The organism is Stenotrophomonas sp. yr243 (genome assembly GCF_900184195.1).
GTDB classification, from domain to species: domain Bacteria; phylum Pseudomonadota; class Gammaproteobacteria; order Xanthomonadales; family Xanthomonadaceae; genus Stenotrophomonas; species Stenotrophomonas lactitubi.
Genome location: NZ_FXWT01000004.1, coordinates 457466 through 476675 on the forward strand (window position 1 = coordinate 457466; position 19210 = coordinate 476675).

At 67.3% G+C, this 19210-nt stretch carries 20 protein-coding genes; 9 read left to right on the plus strand and 11 right to left on the minus strand.

What is annotated here, in order from left to right:
* Positions 1–6: 6 nt before the first annotated feature.
* Complete coding sequence (ahpF, locus tag QOL57_RS19045; RefSeq protein WP_089238907.1) at positions 7–1599, minus strand: alkyl hydroperoxide reductase subunit F; 1593 nt, start codon at positions 1597–1599, stop codon at positions 7–9.
* Positions 1600–1833: 234 nt separating this feature from the next.
* Positions 1834–2397, minus strand: coding sequence for an alkyl hydroperoxide reductase subunit C (gene ahpC, locus QOL57_RS19050; protein WP_025877950.1), 564 nt, complete (start codon positions 2395–2397; stop codon positions 1834–1836).
* Between the two features lie 362 nt (positions 2398–2759).
* Between ahpC and prmC the strand changes: the two genes are divergently transcribed.
* Together prmC and pip are read left to right on the plus strand one after the other, a co-directional pair.
* Positions 2760–3617 (plus strand): peptide chain release factor N(5)-glutamine methyltransferase, encoded by an 858-nt coding sequence (gene prmC / locus QOL57_RS19055; protein ID WP_089238909.1) that lies wholly within the window; start codon positions 2760–2762, stop codon positions 3615–3617.
* A gap of 49 nt (positions 3618–3666) precedes the next feature.
* Complete coding sequence (pip, locus tag QOL57_RS19060) at positions 3667–4608, plus strand: prolyl aminopeptidase (RefSeq protein ID WP_089238911.1); 942 nt, start codon at positions 3667–3669, stop codon at positions 4606–4608.
* A 268-nt stretch (positions 4609–4876) separates the two neighbouring features.
* Here pip and QOL57_RS19065 read toward each other — a convergent pair whose 3' ends face one another.
* The gene (locus tag QOL57_RS19065) at positions 4877–5761 is read right to left on the minus strand and encodes a LysR family transcriptional regulator (RefSeq protein ID WP_089238913.1); all 885 of its coding nucleotides are present in this window, start codon (positions 5759–5761) and stop codon (positions 4877–4879) included.
* A gap of 106 nt (positions 5762–5867) precedes the next feature.
* On the opposite strand from QOL57_RS19065, the gene QOL57_RS19070 reads away from it, so the two are divergent.
* Both QOL57_RS19070 and QOL57_RS19075 read left to right on the plus strand, forming a co-directional pair.
* Entirely contained in the window at positions 5868–7286 is a 1419-nt protein-coding gene (locus tag QOL57_RS19070; RefSeq protein ID WP_089238915.1) for an MFS transporter, read from the plus strand.
* The gene (locus QOL57_RS19075) at positions 7283–7954 is read left to right on the plus strand and encodes a hypothetical protein (protein WP_089238917.1); all 672 of its coding nucleotides are present in this window, start codon (positions 7283–7285) and stop codon (positions 7952–7954) included. The genes QOL57_RS19070 and QOL57_RS19075 overlap by 4 nt, the downstream gene beginning before the upstream one ends.
* Before the next feature lie 59 nt (positions 7955–8013).
* Here the strand turns inward: QOL57_RS19075 and QOL57_RS19080 are convergent, their stop codons facing one another.
* Genes QOL57_RS19080 through QOL57_RS19095 form a run of 4 tightly spaced genes read right to left on the minus strand, consistent with a single transcriptional unit; the run spans position 8014 to position 10865 of the window.
* The gene (locus QOL57_RS19080) at positions 8014–8811 is read right to left on the minus strand and encodes an N-formylglutamate amidohydrolase (protein ID WP_089238919.1); all 798 of its coding nucleotides are present in this window, start codon (positions 8809–8811) and stop codon (positions 8014–8016) included.
* Positions 8804–9358: an NUDIX hydrolase gene (locus tag QOL57_RS19085; RefSeq protein ID WP_089238921.1), complete on the minus strand. Its 555-nt coding sequence runs from the start codon at positions 9356–9358 to the stop codon at positions 8804–8806. Before QOL57_RS19085 ends, QOL57_RS19080 begins: the two co-directional genes overlap by 8 nt.
* The gene (locus tag QOL57_RS19090) at positions 9355–10287 is read right to left on the minus strand and encodes a 5'-3' exonuclease H3TH domain-containing protein (protein WP_089238923.1); all 933 of its coding nucleotides are present in this window, start codon (positions 10285–10287) and stop codon (positions 9355–9357) included. Before QOL57_RS19090 ends, QOL57_RS19085 begins: the two co-directional genes overlap by 4 nt.
* Positions 10284–10865, minus strand: a complete 582-nt coding sequence (locus QOL57_RS19095) for a nitroreductase (RefSeq protein ID WP_089241182.1) — start codon at positions 10863–10865, stop codon at positions 10284–10286. The genes QOL57_RS19090 and QOL57_RS19095 overlap by 4 nt, the downstream gene beginning before the upstream one ends.
* A 332-nt stretch (positions 10866–11197) precedes the next feature.
* Here QOL57_RS19095 and QOL57_RS19100 point away from each other — a divergent pair, with 332 nt between their 5' ends.
* Both QOL57_RS19100 and QOL57_RS19105 read left to right on the plus strand, forming a co-directional pair.
* Positions 11198–13519 carry a DUF1631 domain-containing protein gene (locus QOL57_RS19100; protein WP_089238925.1) on the plus strand — a complete coding sequence of 774 codons (2322 nt, stop codon included), beginning with the start codon at positions 11198–11200 and terminating at the stop codon, positions 13517–13519.
* A 52-nt stretch (positions 13520–13571) separates the two neighbouring features.
* Positions 13572–14651: an NAD(P) transhydrogenase subunit alpha gene (locus tag QOL57_RS19105; protein ID WP_089238927.1), complete on the plus strand. Its 1080-nt coding sequence runs from the start codon at positions 13572–13574 to the stop codon at positions 14649–14651.
* 74 nt (positions 14652–14725) lie between these two features.
* On the opposite strand, the gene QOL57_RS19110 is transcribed toward QOL57_RS19105, so the two are convergent.
* Genes QOL57_RS19110 through QOL57_RS19120 form a run of 3 tightly spaced genes read right to left on the minus strand, consistent with a single transcriptional unit; the run spans position 14726 to position 16104 of the window.
* On the minus strand, positions 14726–15193 hold the full coding sequence (locus QOL57_RS19110; protein WP_089238929.1) for a DUF3106 domain-containing protein: 468 nt from the start codon (positions 15191–15193) through the stop codon (positions 14726–14728).
* 3 nt (positions 15194–15196) lie between these two features.
* A complete protein-coding gene (locus QOL57_RS19115) occupies positions 15197–15523 on the minus strand; it encodes a hypothetical protein (RefSeq protein ID WP_089238931.1) in 327 nt (108 codons plus the stop codon).
* Entirely contained in the window at positions 15520–16104 is a 585-nt protein-coding gene (locus QOL57_RS19120) for an RNA polymerase sigma factor (RefSeq protein ID WP_089238933.1), read from the minus strand. Before QOL57_RS19120 ends, QOL57_RS19115 begins: the two co-directional genes overlap by 4 nt.
* Positions 16105–16201: 97 nt before the next feature.
* On the opposite strand from QOL57_RS19120, the gene QOL57_RS19125 reads away from it, so the two are divergent.
* Together QOL57_RS19125 and QOL57_RS19130 are read left to right on the plus strand one after the other, a co-directional pair.
* On the plus strand, positions 16202–16522 hold the full coding sequence (locus QOL57_RS19125; protein WP_089238935.1) for an NAD(P) transhydrogenase subunit alpha: 321 nt from the start codon (positions 16202–16204) through the stop codon (positions 16520–16522).
* Positions 16519–17979 (plus strand): NAD(P)(+) transhydrogenase (Re/Si-specific) subunit beta, encoded by a 1461-nt coding sequence (locus QOL57_RS19130; protein ID WP_089238937.1) that lies wholly within the window; start codon positions 16519–16521, stop codon positions 17977–17979. Before QOL57_RS19125 ends, QOL57_RS19130 begins: the two co-directional genes overlap by 4 nt.
* Before the next feature lie 128 nt (positions 17980–18107).
* On the opposite strand, the gene QOL57_RS19135 is transcribed toward QOL57_RS19130, so the two are convergent.
* Complete coding sequence (locus tag QOL57_RS19135) at positions 18108–18527, minus strand: hypothetical protein (RefSeq protein WP_089238939.1); 420 nt, start codon at positions 18525–18527, stop codon at positions 18108–18110.
* A gap of 121 nt (positions 18528–18648) precedes the next feature.
* Here QOL57_RS19135 and sufT point away from each other — a divergent pair, with 121 nt between their 5' ends.
* Positions 18649–19200, plus strand: coding sequence for a putative Fe-S cluster assembly protein SufT (gene sufT, locus QOL57_RS19140; protein ID WP_025877975.1), 552 nt, complete (start codon positions 18649–18651; stop codon positions 19198–19200).
* Positions 19201–19210: the final 10 nt, after the last annotated feature.

Genomic DNA, 19210 nt, shown 5'->3' on the forward strand with positions numbered 1-19210 from the left:
GTTGGATCAGGCCGCTTCGGCCACCGCACCGCTGCTCTTGGGAACCGAGGAACGGATCAGGTGATCGAAAGCGCTCAGTGCGGCGGTCGAACCGGCGCCCATCGCGATGATGATCTGCTTGTAGGGTACCGTCGTGCAATCGCCTGCGGCGAACACGCCCGGCAGATTGGTCTGCCCGCGGTCATCGATGACGATCTCGCCACGCGGCGAAAGAGCCACGGTGTCCTTCAGCCATTCGGTGTTCGGCAGCAGGCCGATCTGCACGAAGATGCCTTCCAGTTCAACGCGATGCGAATCACCGCCGACACGGTCCTTGTAGACCAGGCCGGTGACGCGGCTGCCGTCACCCAGCACTTCGGTGGTCTGCGCGCTGGTCAGCACGGTGACATTGGCCAGGCTGCGCAGCTTCTTCTGCAGCACTTCGTCGGCACGCAGGCTGGAATCGAATTCCAGCAGGGTCACATGCGACACGATGCCGGCCAGATCGATGGCGGCTTCAACGCCGGAATTGCCACCGCCGATCACCGCTACGCGCTTGCCCTTGAACAGCGGGCCATCGCAATGCGGGCAGTAGGCCACGCCCTTGTTGCGGTACTGGTCTTCGCCGGGCACGTTCATCTGCCGCCAGCGGGCGCCGGTGGACAGGATCACCGAGCGCGACTTCAGCACCGCGCCGTTTTCCAGCTGCACCTGCACCAGACCGTCTTCACCGGCCGGCACCAGCGCACTGGCGCGCTGCAGGTCCATGATGTCGACCTCGTATTCACGCACGTGCTGTTCCAGCGCCGCGGCCAGCTTCGGGCCTTCGGTCTCCTTCACCGAAATGAAGTTCTCGATCGCCATGGTGTCCAGCACCTGGCCACCGAAACGCTCGGCAGCGATGCCGGTACGGATGCCCTTGCGCGCAGCGTAGATCGCCGCTGCGGCGCCGGCCGGGCCACCACCGACCACCAGCACGTCGAAGGCGTCCTTGGCGGCGATCTTCTCGGCATCGCGCTTGCTGGCGTTGGTGTCCAGCTTGGCCACGATCTGCTCCAGCGTCATGCGGCCCTGGTCGAACACCGCACCATTGAGGTACACGGTCGGCACCGACATGATCTCGCGCTGCTCGACTTCCTCCTGGAACAGCGCGCCGTCGATGGCCACGTGCTGGATGCGCGGGTTGAGCACCGCGGCCAGGTTCAGTGCCTGCACCACGTCCGGGCAGTTCTGGCAGGACAGCGAGAAATAGGTTTCAAACCTGTAGTCGCCTTCCAGGTTCTGCACCTGCTCGATCAGCTCGGCGGTGGCCTTGGACGGATGCCCGCCGACCTGCAGCAGTGCCAGCACCAGCGAGGTGAACTCGTGGCCCATCGGCAGGCCGGCGAAGGTCAGGTGGATGTCCTGGCCCGGCGTACCCAGGTCGAAGGACGGCACGCGGCCCTGGCCATCGCGCAGCACCTGCAGCGAGATCTTGTCCGACAGGCTTTCCAGGGTCTGCAGCAGGTCCAGCATCTCCTGCGACTTGGCACCGTCGTCGGCATGCGCGGTGATCTGGATCGGGCGGGTCACGCGCTCCAGATAGGTCTTCAGCTGCGACTGCAGGTTGGCGTCCAACATGGTCTTCTCCTGGCTTCAGGCAAAACGAGGGCGTGGCACCGCTGTAGAAGGTAGCGGACCAGCAGGGGGTAGGGGTGAACCCAAGGCAGCGACACCGTGGAAGGGGCTGGCTGGCCAAGGCTGGCGCGCGTTGGCTGTCTTGGGTTCACCCCCACGCCGGCGGGGGGACCGGCACGGGGATGAAGGCCGCGCCGCAGCGTGGGGCTGCGGCAGGCCGGTACTGCGGGTACTGCTTTAGATCTTGCCGACCAGGTCCAGCGACGGGGTCAGGGTCTTTTCGCCTTCCTTCCACTTGGCCGGGCAGACCTGGTTCGGGTTGGCGGCGGTGAACTGGGCAGCCTTCAGCTTGCGCAGGGTCTCGGAGACGTCACGGGCGATCTCGTTGGAGTGGATTTCCAGGGTCTTGATCACGCCTTCCGGGTTGATGATGAAGGTGCCGCGCAGGGCCAGGCCTTCTTCTTCGATGTGCACGCCGAAGGCGCGGGTCAGCTGGTGGGTCGGGTCGCCGACCAGCGGGAACTGGGCCTTGCCGACGGCCGGCGAGGTTTCGTGCCAGACCTTGTGCGAGAAGTGGGTGTCGGTGGTGACGATGTAGACCTCGGCGCCGGCCTTCTTGAACTCGGCGTAATGGTCAGCGGCGTCTTCGATCTCGGTCGGGCAGTTGAAGGTGAAGGCTGCCGGCATGAAGATCAGGACCGACCACTGGCCCTTCAGGGTGCTGTCGGAGACCTTGATGAACTCGCCATTCAGGTAAGCGTTGGCTTCGAACGGCTGGATCTGGGTGTTGATCAGGGACATCGTTTTTCCTCTGGGTGAAGGGGAGTGGGTGAATCGACAGGACCTAGGTTACTGGTTCTGTTTCGATAAGGACAATGCATTGATTACATCTATTTGATAGAGACAGGCTATCAAAATCCAATGAGCAGGCACTGAACCCGGCCACGTCCATCCTGCAACTGCCTGTGTGACAAGGAAAATCTTCCTGGACGTGTGAAGAGGGCTGATAGCCCCTCTTTATCCCCTCTGGCGGAACCTGAACGGATTCCAGCATTCTCTAGCGTCGAGCCATGCTCGGCTGTGCATCCGTAGAGCCGAGCCCACGCTCGGCTGGGGCTACCGCGAACAGCAGCCGAGCATAGGCTCGGCTCTACAATTGCCGGATGTCTCTACAACCCGAACCCACCCTGCGCCAAGTCGTGACCGACGCGAGTACCCGGCTGGGCAACGTCGACGCCCGCCACGAAGCCGAGCTGCTGCTGCTGCATGTGCTGGAGCGGCCGCGCAGCTGGTTGTTCGCGCATGCCACCGATCCGTTGCCGGCCGCCGAGCAGGCCGCTTTGGAGGCCCTGCTGGATCGTCGCCTCGCGGGCGAGCCGGTGGCCTACCTGACCGGCCGCCGTGGTTTCTGGACACTGGACCTGGAGGTGGACCCGGCCACCCTGATTCCGCGGCCGGAGACCGAACTGCTGGTGGAACTGGCGCTGGATCGCCTGCCGCCGGACCGCGCGTTGCAGTTGGCCGACCTCGGTACCGGCAGCGGTGCCATCGCGCTGGCCCTGGCCAGCGAGCGGCCGCAGGCGCAGGTACTGGCCACCGACGCCAGTTCCGCTGCGCTGGCGGTGGCCGCCCGCAACGCCGCGCAGCACGCGCTGGGCAACGTGCGTTTTGCCGAAGGGGGCGACGACTGGTATGCACCGCTGCGCGGCGCGCGCTTCGACCTGATCGCCAGCAACCCGCCGTATATCGCCAGTGACGACCCGCATCTGGAGCAGGGCGACCTGCGCTTCGAACCTGCCACGGCACTGGCCTCGGGCGTTGATGGGCTGGATGACATCCGCCGCATCGTCGCCGGCGGCGGCGACCATCTGCAGCCCGGCGGCTGGCTGCTGATCGAGCACGGCTGGGACCAGGGCGATGCCATCCGCGCGCTGTTCGAGCAGGCCGGCTACAGCGACGTACACACCGTGCAGGACCTGGAGCAGCGCGACCGGGTCACCCTGGGCCGGCGACCGGCCTAGAATGGGGGTTCTCCTGCCAAGGGCAGGGCACCACCACGGAGCTGCAAGCATGCGTACGCTGTACCCCGCCATCACCCCTTACGACGTCGGCACCCTGAAGGTCGACGACCGCCACACGCTGTACTTCGAACAGTGCGGCAACCCGGACGGCAAGCCGGTGGTGATGCTGCATGGTGGGCCGGGCGGCGGCTGCAGCGACAAGATGCGCCAGTTCCATGACCCGGCCAAGTACCGCATCATCCTGTTCGACCAGCGCGGCGCCGGTCGTTCCACCCCGCATGCCGATCTGGTGGACAACACCACGTGGGACCTCGTTGCCGACATCGAGAAGCTGCGCCAGCACCTGAAGGTCGATCGCTGGCAGGTATTCGGTGGCAGCTGGGGCTCGACCCTGGCGCTGGCCTATGCCGAAACCCATCCGCAGCGCGTGACCGAACTGGTGCTGCGCGGCATCTTCATGCTGCGCCGCTGGGAACTGGAATGGTTCTACCAGAAAGGCGCCAACCGCCTGTTCCCGGATGCGTGGGAGCACTACCTCAAGCCGATTCCGGCGGTGGAGCGCCACGATCTGATCTCCGCCTTCCATCGCCGCCTGACAAGCGAAGACGAAGCAACGCGCCTGGATGCGGCCAAGGCCTGGGCGGTGTGGGAAGGCGCGACCAGCTTCCTGCATGTGGACGACGACTTCATCAACAGCCATGAAGACCCGCATTTCGCGCTGGCGTTTGCCCGCATCGAGAACCATTACTTCGTCAACGGCGGTTTCTTCGAAGTGGAAGACCAGCTGCTGCGCGACGCGCACCGCATCGCCGATATTCCGGGCGTGATCGTGCACGGCCGTTACGACGTGGTCTGCCCGCTGGCCAACGCCTGGGATCTGACCAAGGTGTGGCCGAAGGCGAAACTGGAGATCACCCCGGCCTCCGGGCACTCGGCGTTCGAAGCGGAGAACGTCGACGCGCTGGTGCGCGCCACCGATAGCTTCGCCTGATCGTTGGTGGTGCCGGCCGCTGGCCGGCAATGCCTTACCGGTAGCGCCGGGCCATGCCCGGCTGCTCTCGCGTCGACGCATTCATCCACGCATGGCGTGGATCTACTACAGGTCAGTAGAGCCAGGCCACGCCTGGCTGCTTTCCGTTCCGCTGCCACGATGCGGCTCGCCGACCCTGAATCATGTTCATGGCCTGGCGGCAGGTCTCCCGCGCATGGCGATGCGTTCGTCTGGACGGCGCCCGCCGTTCAACGTGCGCGGCGTGGATCTACCATTCTGCGGCGAGCAACGCCTCGGCCAGCACCTGCAGCTTCGGCGAATGCTGGCGCGACGGCGGATAGATCAACGACAACGCGCGGCTGCGGCCTTCAAACGGCTGCAGCACGCGCTGCAGGCGACCATCGGCCAGCGCATCGGCCACGGCGAAATCCATCACCTGCACGATGCCGATGCCAGCGATCGCTGCCTCCACCAACGGGTCGCCGCAGTCGAACACCATCCGCGTCGGCGGCGTGACCTCGCGCAGCTGCCCGTCCTGCAGGAACTGCCAGTCCACCAGCCGACCGCTGCGCAGGTTGCGCACCGCCAGGCAGGCATGGCCCTGCAATGCCCCCACATCGGCCGGCTCACCGTGCGCGGCCAGGTAGGCCGGGCTGGCCACGGTCACCCAGCGCAGTGGCTTCAACGGACGCGCCACCATGCGCTGGTCGGCGATGGTGCCGGTGCGCAGGGCGGCGTCGAAGCCTTCCTCCACCAGATCCACCAGCCGGTCGCTGAGCACCGCCTCGACCTGAAGCTGCGGATGCTGCTGCAGCAACGGTCCCAGCAACGGCACCAGCACCTTGCGCCCGAACATCGACGGCGCGCTGATCTTCAACGTGCCCGACGGCATGCAGGGGCGGTCGGCCAGCAGCCGCTCGGCGTCCTCCATTCCGCACAGCAACGGTCCCACCTGCTCGACGAACTGCTGGCCATCCGGGGTCAGCGCGACATTGCGGGTGTTCCGCTGCAGCAGCTTCACCCCCAGCGAGGCTTCCAGCCGGCCGATCGCGCGTGACAGCCCGGACTGGCTCAGGCCGAGCTGGCCGGCGGCCACGGTGAAGCTGCGCGCTTCGGCCACCTGCACCAGCATGCGCACCGCATTGAGGTCCATCGACGATCCATTCATGCGAAAAATCATGACAGAAATCGCGCTGAGGGGGTTTATTGATGCACTCGCATCAATGAGACTGCCGTCCCCCCTCCGAACCGGGCGCCGCATGCCTCCCCTGAAATACCCGCGCTGGGCGCTGACCCTGCTGGCCACCGCGCAGCTGATCATCGCCCTGGATGCCACCATCATCTTCGTGGCCCTGCACGACATGGGCCGCGCGCTGCAGATCAATGCGCAGCAGCTGCAGTGGGTGGTCAGCGCCTATACCGTGGCCTTCGGCGGCAGCCTGCTGTTGGGCGGGCGTGCGGCCGATCTGCTGGGCCGCCGCCGTTTCTACCGGCTGGGCATGCTGCTGTTCGCGCTGGCCTCGCTGCTGGGCGCGCTGGCGCCCAATGCCACGCTGCTGATCGTGGCGCGTGCGGCGCAGGGCATCGGTGCGGCGCTGCTGTTCCCGGCCACCCTTGCCTTGATCAATACCCTGTATGCGGAAGGCCCGGTGCGCAATCGCGCGCTGGCGATCTGGAGCATGGCCAGTGCGGCGGGCCTGGCGCTGGGCACGCTGCTGGGCGGCGTGCTGACCCAGGCCTTCGGCTGGCCGGCGGTGCTGGCGGTGATCGTGCCGCTGGCCACGGCCTGCGCGGTTGCCGCGGGCGCGTGGCTGCCGGCCGATGGCCCGCGCGTGCGCGGCCGTTCCTTCGACCTGGCCGGTTGCCTCACCGTCACCGCCGGCGGCAGCCTGCTGGTCACCACCCTGGTGCAGGGACCGGAGTGGGGCTGGACCGCGCCGGCCACGCTCATCTGCCTGCTGCTGTCAGCGGTACTACTGACGGTGTTCGTGCAGATCGAAAAGTGCAGTCGTGATCCGCTGATGCAGTTCGCACTGCTGCGCCTGCCTGGCCTGCGTGCAGCACTCGGCCTGACCTTCGCGTTCATGAGCAGCTATGGCGTGCAGTACTACTTCCTGGCGCTGTACTTCCAGGATGGTTACGGCTGGAGCCCGCTGCAGGCTGGCATGGCCTTCCTGCTGCCGACGCTGGTATGCACCTTCGGCATCCGCATTGCCGAGCGCATGCTGCAGCGTCGTTCGCCGCGCCAGGTGCTGGCCTGGGGCTTCGCCGCCGGTGCCATCGGCATCGCCGCGGTGGCTCTGGCGATGCCGCACGGCGGCAGCTACTGGCCGCTGCTGCCGGGCATCGTGGTGCTCAGCGTCGGCCAGGGCATGAGCTGGACGGCGATGTGGATCGTGGCCGGGCAGGGTGTGCCGGGGCCGCAGCAGGGTGTCGCGTCCGGCATGGCCGCCACCGCGCAGCAGATCGGTGGTGCGCTGGGCCTGGCGGTGCTGGTGATGGTGGCCAACGCCGCGCGCGGCACGCAGGCGGCAACCAGTGCTGATGCCCTGCAGGGCATGGTCAATGCACAGTACGGTGCTGCGCTGTTCGCTGCACTCGGCGTGGTCATCGCGCTGGGCCTGCGTCCGGCACGGGTAGACTCGGCAACGACCGCTTGCCTGAGCAACGAAGCATGATCGAGCTGCTGGACCTGCAACAGACCCTGCACGCGTTCGCAGCCTGCAACGATGACGATGAGGTGTATGCCTCCTTCGGTTGGGTGCACGCCACCGATGACGACCTGCTGCAGGCGCGCTTCTGGTTGCCGGCCGATGAAGACGCCGCGTTCGATGATGACGGTGAGGTGCCCGGGGCCGCGCAGGCGCTGGGTCTGACGACCTACCTGGAGCCGGCCACGTTCGCTGACGTCCTGGATGTGCAGAAGCGCCAGCGTCCGCTTTCTTCCCTGCACGATTACGCCGAAGCGTTGGCGTACTACGCAGAGTACGACGCCTTCCTGCAGGTGGACGGTGTCGATGAAGCATTGGGCGAAGCGGGGGCCGCCGAGCAGGCCGCCGCACGTGCAGCCGGTGTCGGGCCGGGCATCTTCGCCGCGTTCGGGTTGACGCTGGAGGGATGTGCGGACGAACAGATCAAGGCTGCGGCACAGCGCGTGGCGCACCTACTCGACATTCCGGTGGGCGAAGCGCTGGCACGTTGCCGCGCGCTGCCGCTGGTGCTGGGCGAAGCCCTGGATCGCAACCGCGCACAGACCATCAAGGATGATTTTGCAGCGATCGGCGCGACCGTGCAGGTGCACGGCTTCAAGCCGTTCCCGTGGATGGATGCGCCTTCATTGCGTTGAACAACACCATCCACGCATGGCGTGGATCTACTGGAATGCAACGCCATGCGCGGATGCGGTCATCCGAACGCCAACAACCGCGGCTGCAATGCGCTGAAAATCCGTGCCAACCGCTCCGCCCATGCCTGCTGCCCGGCTTCATCGGCAATCAGGTCCTGGCGGATCTCCAGTTCCACGTGCACCAGACCGCGGCCTTCGCCATGCACCGGTACCGCGTAGTCGCTGCTGCTGTTGACCGAATAGGGTTCGTTGTCGCCCACCACCAGGTCGCCTTCATCGCGCAGCGCCTGCAGCAAGGCGTGGGCAAAACGTGTGTCCTGGTGGTACAGCACGCCGGCATGCCAGGGACGCTGCACGCCATTCATGGTCGGCGTGAAACTGTGCATCATCACCAGCAGCGTCGGCCGTGCCGCATGGCGACGTGCATCCAGTTCGGCATCGATGCGTGCATGGTAGGGCGCGTGGATCGTATCAATGCGCTGCTGCCGCTGCGCGGGCGACAGCCCGGCATTGCCCGGCACCACGGTGTGGTCGCTGACCTCGGGGATCAGCGTGGGCGAAACCAGCGGGCGGTTGCAGTCGATCAGCAGCCGCGAATAGGTCTGCTCGATCCCCCACGCATCCAGCCGCTCGGCCAGTGCACGGGTGGTGCCGCCGATGCCGATGTCCCAGCCGATATGGCGGTCCAGTTCGGTCTGCGGCAATCCAAGATCGGCCAGCGCACGCGGTACCCGCTGGCCTGCATGATCGGCCAGCAGCAGGAACGGTGAGGCGCCTTGTGCACGGTGAATGCTGTAGATCGCCGGATCGTCGGCGCCCAGCAGCGCCGGCAGCGCGTGCAGGCCGGCATCAGCCACGGGGGCGGCCGTCCAGGTGGTGTTCGATCATCCACAGACCAGCCCACAGCTTGGCATCGGCTTCATAGCCTTCGGCCATTTTCTGCACCAGCCAGGCGGCCGCCTGCGTACGCGGAATCTCGTGTACGGTGATGTCCTCGCTCTCGTCGCCGCCGCCTTCGCCGATGCGACGCAGGCCGGTAGCACGGACAAAGGCGATCTTCTCGCTGCTGGCACCGGAGGAGGTAGGACCGATCATCAGCACTTCGGCGTGCTCGGCGGTCCAGCCGGTTTCCTCTTCCAGTTCGCGTACCGCGGAAACTTCGATGGACTCGCCTGCATCGATGTCGCCAACCAGCCCGGCCGGCATCTCGATGGTCGGTGCCTGCAGCGGCACGCGGAACTGTTCGACGAACAGCACCTTGTCCTCGGGGGTGACGGCAATGATGATCGCGGCCAGGCCGCCGGCGTGGGTGCGTTCGCTGTACTCCCAGCTGCCGCGCACGACCATGCGCTGGTACTTGCCTTCGTAGACGACACGCGGTGCTTCGGTATTGCGCTGGCTCATGCGGGCTCGCTGGAAGTGGGAACGGGGTCGGAAATGCCGGCGGCATTGAACAGCCGGCGACGGGTCATGGGGCCGAAGCGCAGGGTCTGGCACAGGCCGCCGAGCAGCTCCGGATCGGCCGCCTGGCGCGGCATGCCGGGCTGGCAGCCTTCCAATGGGGCGTCCAGGGCAATGGTGGTCAGCTGGCGCCAGAGCTGGGCGTGCTCGCGCTGCTCACGCAGGCGCACCGCCATCTGGGCCGCGCCGCGCAGGCGCAGGAACGGCACTTCGTCCAGGCGTTCGTAAAGCACGTCCATGCTGCCGAAATGGGCCAGCAGCACGGCCGCCGACTTGGCGCCGACACCGCTGATGCCCGGAATGTTGTCGACCGCATCGCCGCACAGCGCCAGGTAGTCGGCGATCTGGTGCGCGTGCACACCGTGCCTGGCCTTCACCCCGGCCACGTCCCAGCGCTGGTTGCGTGCGTAGTCCCACTGTTCGTCGTGGTCGAGCAGCAACTGCGACAGGTCCTTGTCGGCGGAAATGATCACGCCGCGATGGCTGTTGCGGTGGCCATGCAGGGCGCTGCCGATCAGGTCGTCGGCTTCGTAATCGTGGTGGGCCAGCACCGCCAGGCCGAGCGCTGCGCACAATGCCTTGCAGTGCACGAACTGGCGCTTGAGCGCTTCCGGCGCTGGGTCCCGGTTGGCCTTGTAGGCCGGGTACAGGCGGTGGCGGAAGCCGCTGTCCAATGCTTCGTCGAAGGCGACGGCGATGTGCCGGGGGTGTTCGCGCTCAAGCAGGTCGAGCAGGAAACGGGCGAAACCATGCACGGCGTTGGTCGGCCAGCCCTGGCTGTCCTGGAATTCGTCCGGCAGTGAATGCCAGGCGCGGAACACGTAGATGCTGGCGTCGACCAGGTACAGCGGCGGCGGTGCCGGCAGGCTCATGCCGGCGGGGTCCAGTCACGCAGCAGGGCGACCGGGTCCGGGCGCTCGCGCTCGGGCACCTCGGCCTTGGGCGTGCCGATGTGGATGAAACCGGCAATGCCTTCGCCCTCGGCCAGCCCGAGATGGGCGTGCACGGCGGGATCGAAGGCCATCCATGCGGTCAGCCACTGCGCGCCGAAGCCCAGCGCCTGGGCCGCCTGCAACAGGGCAAAGCACACGCAGCCAGCGGTCATCAGCTGTTCCTGTGCGGGCACTTTCGGGTCCGGGCGCGGGCTGGCCACCACAACGATCACCAGTGGTGCGTGGCTGAAGCGCTGGCGGTCCTTCTCGAACACGGCGTCGCCGGCATGCGGGTCGCGCTCACGGCTGCGCGCGGCCAGGAAGTCGCCCAGAGTGTGACGCGCATCGCCGGCGATCTTCAGGAAGCGGAACGGCACGCGCTTGCCGTGGTCGGGCACGCGGACCGCCGAGGTCAGCATCCGCTGCAGGGTGGCCGGGTCCGGTCCGGGCTCGCCCAGTTGCCGCGAGGGCACCGAGCGGCGGGCATCCAGGGCAAGCAGGGCAGCAGGGTCGGGCATGGAGTCTGAACCGGTCATCACGGGTCGCTGATTATAGTCGGGGAGGTAGATGACGCCGTTTGTGTCGCGTCAGACCCCTGAATAGCAAACTGTGATGAACATCATGCCACTGGCGGATCACGCAGCCCCGCGTCCCCTCGCCTCGCAGGCCCTGCACGGCTTACGATACGTAATATTGCCGGGCCGCCGTTCATGAGGTTTGAAGTGAGGACTGTTTCACTGTCCGTGATGGGCTGGCCGGCCTACCATCGAGGGACCGGTGCATGGGGTGTACCGGCCGTCGTGATGTCCATGATGTCTGTCGCACCAGAGAAGGTGGGGAGCCTTCCCGAATGATGAGCGCGCCCACTCCGATGGGATCGCCGGGCCGTGACCCGGCCCAGCTCCAGCTTGCCCGGGACATCGTCCTGCCGGCGTTGTGCCAGGCCTTTGGCGCGGCACTGGCCCGCTTCGATGATGCCCTGTTCGACCGTGCCGGCAATGCCGGCTCGTCGCAGTTGCTGTTCCTGGACGCGATGCGCGAGCTGCGCCGCCGCCGTGAGGAGATTGCTGGTGCGTTTGCCGGTCATCTCGGCCATGCCTGGGCCGGCCTGGCTGCGGGCGAGCCCGTCTCTGCCGAGCTGACCCTGTCCGGACCGGCCCAGGATGGCCTGAGCTTGGTGCCGGAACATGTACTGGAATCGCGGTTGGCGGTGCGCAACTTCGCCACCGTGCTGCTGCGCGACTTCAAGCCGGTGCTGGCGCGGCTTGACCGTCGCCTGGGCTGGCTGGGCGGCGGTATCGACCTCGATGCCGACCGCAACCCGATCAGCCCCGAGCATCTGGGCGTGGCCATCCACGAAGCCTTTGCCGGCTGTGAGCTGGCCCCGGAAGTGCATCTGGTGCTGATCAAGTTGTGCGAGCGCGACATGCGCGCGCCGGTGGGTCGCATCTACGAAAAGCTGGACGAGCATCTGGCCGCGGCCGGGGTGATGTCGCAGATGGGTGCCCCGCGCCGCCCACTGGCGGCGGCCCCGACGCAGCACGTTGCGCATGGCCTGGATGATCTGGTCGAGCAGCGCACGGCACCGGGCTTTGACAACGAATTCAATGACGACGAACAGGCCGCACCGGCCTGGGCGCAGCGATTTGCCGCGCGCTGGTCGGAGCGTCGTGGCCACATGCAGCAACACGCGGGTGGCGAAGAGAGCCCGTCCGGTGAAGCCTATTCCGGTCAGCAGGGCATGCTGCTGGAGGCCCTGCACGAACTGCTGCAGCAGACCCGCCACGTGCGCGAGGACGCAACCTCTGCGGCGCAGGTTGCGGTCGGCCAGCATCGCCCGTTGAGCCAGCGCGAAATGATGTCGGTGCTGTCGCTGTTGCAGGCCACGCCCAGTGCGACCCTGCGCGCGGCGATCGGCGAGGACGGCGAATCCTTGGCGCAGCGCTTGAAGAGTGAAGTGCTGTCCAGCGCCACCCGGCTGGGTGTCGACCCGGGCCAGACCCGGCTGGACGCGCAGGACGAGGATGCGATCGACCTGGTCGGCATGCTGTTCGACGTGATGCTCGATGAGCGTGAACTGGAAGGCCGCTCGCGTGAGCTGATCGGCCGTCTGGTGGTTCCGTTCGTGAAGGTGGCGATGCTGGATCGCCGCATGTTCGTGCAGAAGACCCACCCGGCGCGCAAGCTGCTCAACTCGCTGGCCGAAGCCTGCGAGGGCAACACCGGCGAAAGCCAGGCCGAGCGCATGCTGATGGCCAAGGTGGAAGAGATCATCGAGCGGCTGGTCGCCGAGTTCAACGAGAACCTGGCGATCTTCCTGACCCTGGAAGAAGAGTTCCGGGATTTCCTGGTACAGCACCGTCGTCGCGTGGAAATCGCCGAGCGCCGGGCCGCCGAGACCCAGCGCGGCCAGGAAAAGCTGGAAATGGCCCGTACCCGTGCCGGTGCCGAACTGGATCGCCGTATCGGCGATGCCACCTTGCCGCCGGCGATCGCCGAATTCCTGCGTCAGCCCTGGCAGCACCACCTGACCCTGGCGCTGCTGCGCGAAGGTGAGGAGGGTGCCTCGGTGGCCGAAGCGCTGACCTTGGCCGACGGCCTGCTGGAGGAAGTGGCCGAGGCCCGCCGGCAGATCGTCGGCAAGCCGTGGCTGCAGGCCTGGCAGCCGCTGCTGGCCAAGGTATTTGCCAGCGTCGGCGTGCATGGCGACGCCGCCACCGCCGCCGTCGATGCGCTGCACGACACGCTGCAGGGCATCGCCGAATCGCGACCGGAGCTGCAGCGCGCGTTGCCCGAGCTGCCGCAGGTGGTGCTGCCCGCACCGCCGGCACCGGAAACGCCGGCCGTGGAGCTGGGCAGTACCTTCAATACCGACGATTTCGACAACGCCGATGCCGACCGCTTCCGCCGGATGGAAATCGGCAACTGGCTGGACTTCGTCGACAAGGATGGCAAGGTGCAGGCGGGCAAGCTGTCCTGGATCAGCCCGATTTCTTCGCGCCTGCTGTTCGTCAACCGTCGTGGCGTGCGCTTCTGCGTGGCCTCGCCCGAGGAGCTGGCGGTGATGGTGCGGTTGGGTCGCCTGCGTCCCCACGTCGACGATGGCGCCTTCGACAGCGCCATGCAGGGCGTGCTCGATCGTCTCGACCCGGGTGGCGCGACGCTGCACTGAGCCGCGTACGCCTGCTAGGATCGGACCCACTCACCGATCAGCGGGAATCTGCATGGCCGTGGCGTTGCTGGGGATCAAGGAGACCGCGCCGGGCGAACGACGCGTTGCGCTCACGCCGGAGACGGCGCGCAAGCTCGGTGCGCTGGGCATCACCGTGTGGTACCAGCCCGGTGCGGGCCAGGCCGCCGGTTTCACCGATGCCGCCTACGACGACGCAGGTGCCCGCGCCTTCGATGCCGCCCGTTGGGCCGAGATCGACATCCTGCTGTGCGTGCAGGCGCCAGCGGCCGAGGTGCTGGCCCAGCTCAAGCCCGGCGCCAGTGTGGTGGGCCTGCTGACCCCGGCGGCTGACCCGGCGTTGGCCGCATTGGCTTCGGATGACCGCCTGCACCTGTTTCCGCTGCAGCAGCTGCCGCGCACCACGCGCGCGCAGGCGATGGACGTACTCAGTTCGCAGGCGGGCATGGCCGGCTACAAGGCGGCGTTGATCGCTGCCGAACGCGCGCCGCGTTTCTTCCCGATGCTGACCACGGCGGCCGGCACCGTGCGTCCGGCCAAGGTGCTGGTGATCGGCGCCGGTGTCGCGGGCCTGCAGGCCATTGCTACTTCGCGCCGCCTGGGTGCGCAGGTGGAGGGCTTCGACGTGCGCCCGGAAACCCGCGAGCAGATCCAGTCGCTCGGTGCGCGCTTCCTCGACCTCGGGGTAAGCGCGGCGGGCGAGGGCGGGTACGCGCGGGCGCTGACCGATGAGGAACGCGCCGAACAGCAGCGTCGTCTCGGCGATCATCTGCGCAGCGTGGATGTGGTGGTCTGCACTGCCGCCGTGCCGGGGCGCCGGGCACCGACGATCGTCACCGCTGCGATGGTCGAAGGCATGACAGCGGGCAGCGTGATCGTCGATCTGGCCGCCGAGAGTGGTGGCAACTGCGAACTGACCCAGCCCGGTGGATGCATCGAGCACCAGGGCGTGACCATCGATGGCCCGCTGGGCCTGGCCAGCCTGGGTGCGACCCAGGCCAGCGAGATGTATGCGCGCAACCTGATGAACTTCGTCGCCCTGTTCGTGCGCGAAGGCCAGCTTGGCTTCGACTGGGAAGACGAACTGCTGGCGAAAACGCGCTGGCAGGCCTGACCCGGCAACGCCGGTTGCCTCTCCGGTAGATCCACGCCATGCGTGGATGAGGGGCCCAGCGTGCGGATGGCGGGTTACCGCGGTTTCGCCGGCGGCGGGTTGTCCCGCACCCATTCCCTGCGTTCGTCCGCGCTCATCTGCGACCAGCGCTCGCGCATGGCATCGCGCTGTGCCGGGCTGAGGTCACGCATCTGGCCGAACAGCGCCCGGGCCTGCTCACGCTGCTCCGGGCTCATGTGTTCGAAGCGGCGCAGGCCGCGGCGGGCCTTGTCGCGTTCTTCCGGGCTCATCGACTGCCAGCGCTGGCCGTGCGAGAGCATGCGCTGGCGCTGCGCGGGATCGGCGCCGTTCCAGCGGTCACGCAGCGGCGCCAGCAGCGCTTCGCGCTGGGCCGGGCTCAGCTGTTCCCAGTTCGGCAGCGGCACGGCAGCCGCAGGGGCCGGCCGCCCGGCAGGCGCCGGTGCGGTGGCCTGCGCCAGAGCCGATGCAGCCGGCAGCAGGGTCAGGGCGATCAGCAGGGGCAGGGAGGGGTATCGCAACATGGTTCACTCCATCGCCAGGTCGTTGTCGCCCAGCCACAGGTACAGATCGGGATTCTCGTCGTACAGCACGCCATTGTCTTCTTCCGCCGCCACGACCGGCGCGGTGGCACCGCGCTGATGCTCGTCCGGGCCGACGAACTGGACACCGATGCCCAGCGCGATCACCAGCGAACAGGCGCTGGCCAGCCACCAGCGCCAGCGATCGGCGTGCGCCCTGGCAGCGCTGTGACGCGCACCACGCAGGCGTGCCAGCGTGGCCGGCGACAGCGCCTGCAACGACTGCGCGTGCAGGCTGCGCAGGGCGTCATCGGAAGGCAGGGGGCGGTTCACAGGTGCATCTCCAGTTGATTCTGCAGCGCCTGTCGGGCGCGCGCCAGATGGGTCTTTACCGCGCCCTCGCTGCAGCCCATGGCGCGGGCGGTGGTGGCGCCGTCCAGGTCCTGCAGCACGCGCAAGGTGAAGGCTTCGCGCTGGCGGGCGGGCAGCTCGCGCAGTGCCTGCACCAGCTGCTGGTACTGCTGGCGCTGCTCGTGCGCCTGCGCGGGGTCCGGGCCGGGGTCGGCCCAGTCGATCTCGCCACCGTCGGCGTCCTGGTTGTCGCGCCAGAACGGCAGGCGGAAGCGACGGCGGCGCTGCAGGTCGATCACCCGCCGGCGCAGGATGCTCCAGAACAACGGCGCCCACTCGGTGGCTGGCTTGTCGGCGTAGTCCAGCATGCGCAGCAGCGCGTCCTGCACCGCATCCAGCGCGTCATCACGCTGGCGCAGGCCGGCCTCGGCGAAGCGGAAGGCGCGCGGCCCGACGCTGGCCAGGAACGCTTCCAGCGAGGCCGGAACGGCGTCGGCATCGGTGGTTGAGGGGACAGGGCTGCTCACCAGCACAGGGTACGGTTCCTCGGCAGGGGTCACCATCGACAACGCGTGAGCGCGGTTGTGGTTGACCGGAACGCGCGCGGGGTTCAGCCCGTGGTTATGATGGGGCGACGAAGACAGAGCAGGAGCGTTGCCGGTGAGTGACGGGTTCGTGGCGCTGTACATCTTCATGTTGGCCGCCATTGCCGGCCACGTGATCATTTCCCGGGTCCCGGTGATCCTGCATACCCCGTTGATGTCGGGCTCCAACTTCATCCACGGCATCGTGCTGATCGGCGCGATGGTGGTGCTGGGGCACGCGCAGACACCGCTGGAGAAAATCCTGGGGTTCCTTGCCGTGGTGCTCGGCGCCGGCAACGCAGCCGGCGGCTATGTGGTCACCGCGCGCATGCTGGAAATGTTCAAGCCGAGCGTGCGCAAGACCGGCAACGATGAACCGAAGGAGCCACAGGCTTGAACATCAGCACTGTCGAACTGCTCGATTGGCTGGTCAAGGCCAGCTACCTGGTTGCCGCCACCCTGTTCCTGCTCGGCCTGCAGCGCATGGCCTCGCCGATGACCGCCAGCAGCGGTATCCGCTGGGCGGGGCTGGGCATGCTGCTGGCCACGGTGGCGACCTTCTTCCTGCCCGAGCTGCACAACGTGCCGCTGATCCTGGTGGCACTGCTGCTGGGTGCCGGCCTGGCCTGGTGGTCGGCGGGCAAGGTCGCGGTCACCGACATGCCGCAGATGGTCGCGCTGTACAACGGCATGGGCGGTGGCTCGGCGGCGGCCATCGGTGCGGTGGAACTGCTGCGCTATGCCTTCCTGGCCAACCGCGATACCACCCACTGGAGCGCGCAGGCGTTGGCCGACCTGGCCGCGCGCCAGCCGTCCGGCACGGTACTGGTGCTGGCGGTGGTCGGCGCGGCGATCGGTGCGGTGTCGCTGTCCGGCTCGGTGATCGCTTGGGCCAAACTCGATGGCCGCCTCGACAAGCGCGTGACCTGGCCGGGCCAGCAGGTGATGAACCTGCTGGTGGCGCTGGCCGTAGTGGTGCTGGGCATCATCGCTGCCAGCACGCTCAGCACCTGGGCCATCGTCGCCTTCTTCGTGCTGGCGCTGGCGCTGGGCGTGTTGATGACGCTGCCGATCGGTGGCGCCGACATGCCCGTGGTGATCTCGCTGTACAACGCGTTCACCGGCCTGGCGGTGTCCTTCGAAGGCTACGTGCTGGGCAACGAAGCATTGATCATTGCCGGCATGATGGTCGGCGCAGCCGGCATCCTGCTGACCCGGTTGATGGCCAAGGCGATGAACCGGCCGATCCGCAACGTGCTGTTCTCCAATTTCGGCGCTGGCGCCGGGGGTGAAGCGCAGGCGATTTCCGGTTCACAGAAGCCCATTGAAGCGGCCGACGTGGCCGCGATGATGGGCTTTGCCGAACGTGTGGTGATCGTGCCCGGCTATGGCATGGCCGTGGCCCAGGCCCAGCACAAGATCTGGGAGCTGGCACAGCGGTTGATCACGCGCGGGGTGAAGGTGAAGTTCGCCATCCACCCGGTGGCCGGGCGCATGCCCGGGCACATGAACGTGCTGTTGGCCGAAGCGGGTGTGCCCTACGACCTGATCGCGGACATGGACGACATCAATCCCGAATTCGCCACCACCGACGTGGTGCTGGTGATCGGCGCCAACGACGTGGTCAATCCGGTGGCGCGCACCGATCCGGCCAGCCCGATCTACGGCATGCCGGTGCTGGACGTGGTCAACGCACGCAACGTGGTGGTGATCAAGCGCGGCAAGGGCACCGGCTTTGCCGGTATCGAGAATGCGCTGTTCTACGCCGACAACACGCGCATGCTGTACGGCGATGGTGCCGAGGCGGCGGCGTCGCTGGTCAGCGAACTGAAGGCGCTCGACGGCGGGCATTGAGGCCGTACCGGTAGCGCCGGGCCATGCCCGGCGGCTTTTCGTGCAGATCGCTGCGCTCGCCGGGCATGGCCCGGCGCTACAACCCCATCCACGCATGGCGTGGATGTCCCAGGGCATCACCGGCGCGATCAACGCGCGAGCCACGCTCCGATCACAACGGCCACCGCCAGCCACAGCCATTCGACCACGCCGTTGGCCAGGGTGATCAGCGTCCAGGCCAGGTGCGGGCCCATCCGCAGCGAGGCGTCCCACGGGTTCAGGCCCATCGAGCCGCCCATCCAGGCACTGGCGATGGCCCAGTTCGCGATGGCGGCCACCAGCAGCGTGCCCAGCACGACCAGGGCGATGCGCAGCTTGCCGGGGCCAAGCGTGCCCAGACGCAGCATGAACACCAGTTCCAGGGCGGTCAGTACCGCCATCCAGCCGACCGGACGGCCGGTGAACAGGGCGATCAGCATCCAAGCGAGGGGGGCGGTGGCCAGCGCCAGCAACAACATGAAGGGCCAGAGCCAGGTAACGGTCCTGGCACGTGCGGCATTGGAGGACATCGAAGCTCCTGAAGGTCGCCCACAGGATACTGTGGTTTGCCGCAGTGCACCGGCGAGGGCCGGGCGCCTACGTTAGAATGCCGTCTTGCGTGGCTTCGGCCGCAGCCCCATATCGGTCCCCATGTATTCCCGTAGCAGCGAACCTGTCCACTTCGAACGCGATTGCGAGGCCGTGATGGTCCCGCAGGGCGACACCGTGACCCTGCCCGCCGGCAGCTATGGGTACATCACCCAGGCGCTGGGCGGCAGTTATTCGGTGTTCGTCGAGGGTAATCTGTTCCGCATCGCCGGCAAGGATGGCGATGCCATCGGCAAGGAGGCGCCGGCGCCGCTGGAGCTGCCCGACGATGCCAGCGACGAGCAGGTCGAACAACTGGTGTGGCAGCAGCTGCGCACCTGTTTCGACCCGGAAATTCCGGTGAACATCGTCGAACTGGGCCTGGTCTACGAGGTCGAGATCAAGCACCTGGACGAAGGGCAGCGCGAGATCGACGTGAAGATGACCCTGACCGCGCCTGCGTGCGGCATGGGCGACATCCTGGTCGACGACGTGCGCAGCAAGCTTGAAATGATCCCGACGGTGGCCGAGGCCGACGTCGAGCTGGTCTTCGATCCGCCGTGGAACCAGCACATGATGTCAGAGGCTGCGCGCCTCGAAACCGGCATGCTTTGACCCACGGCCC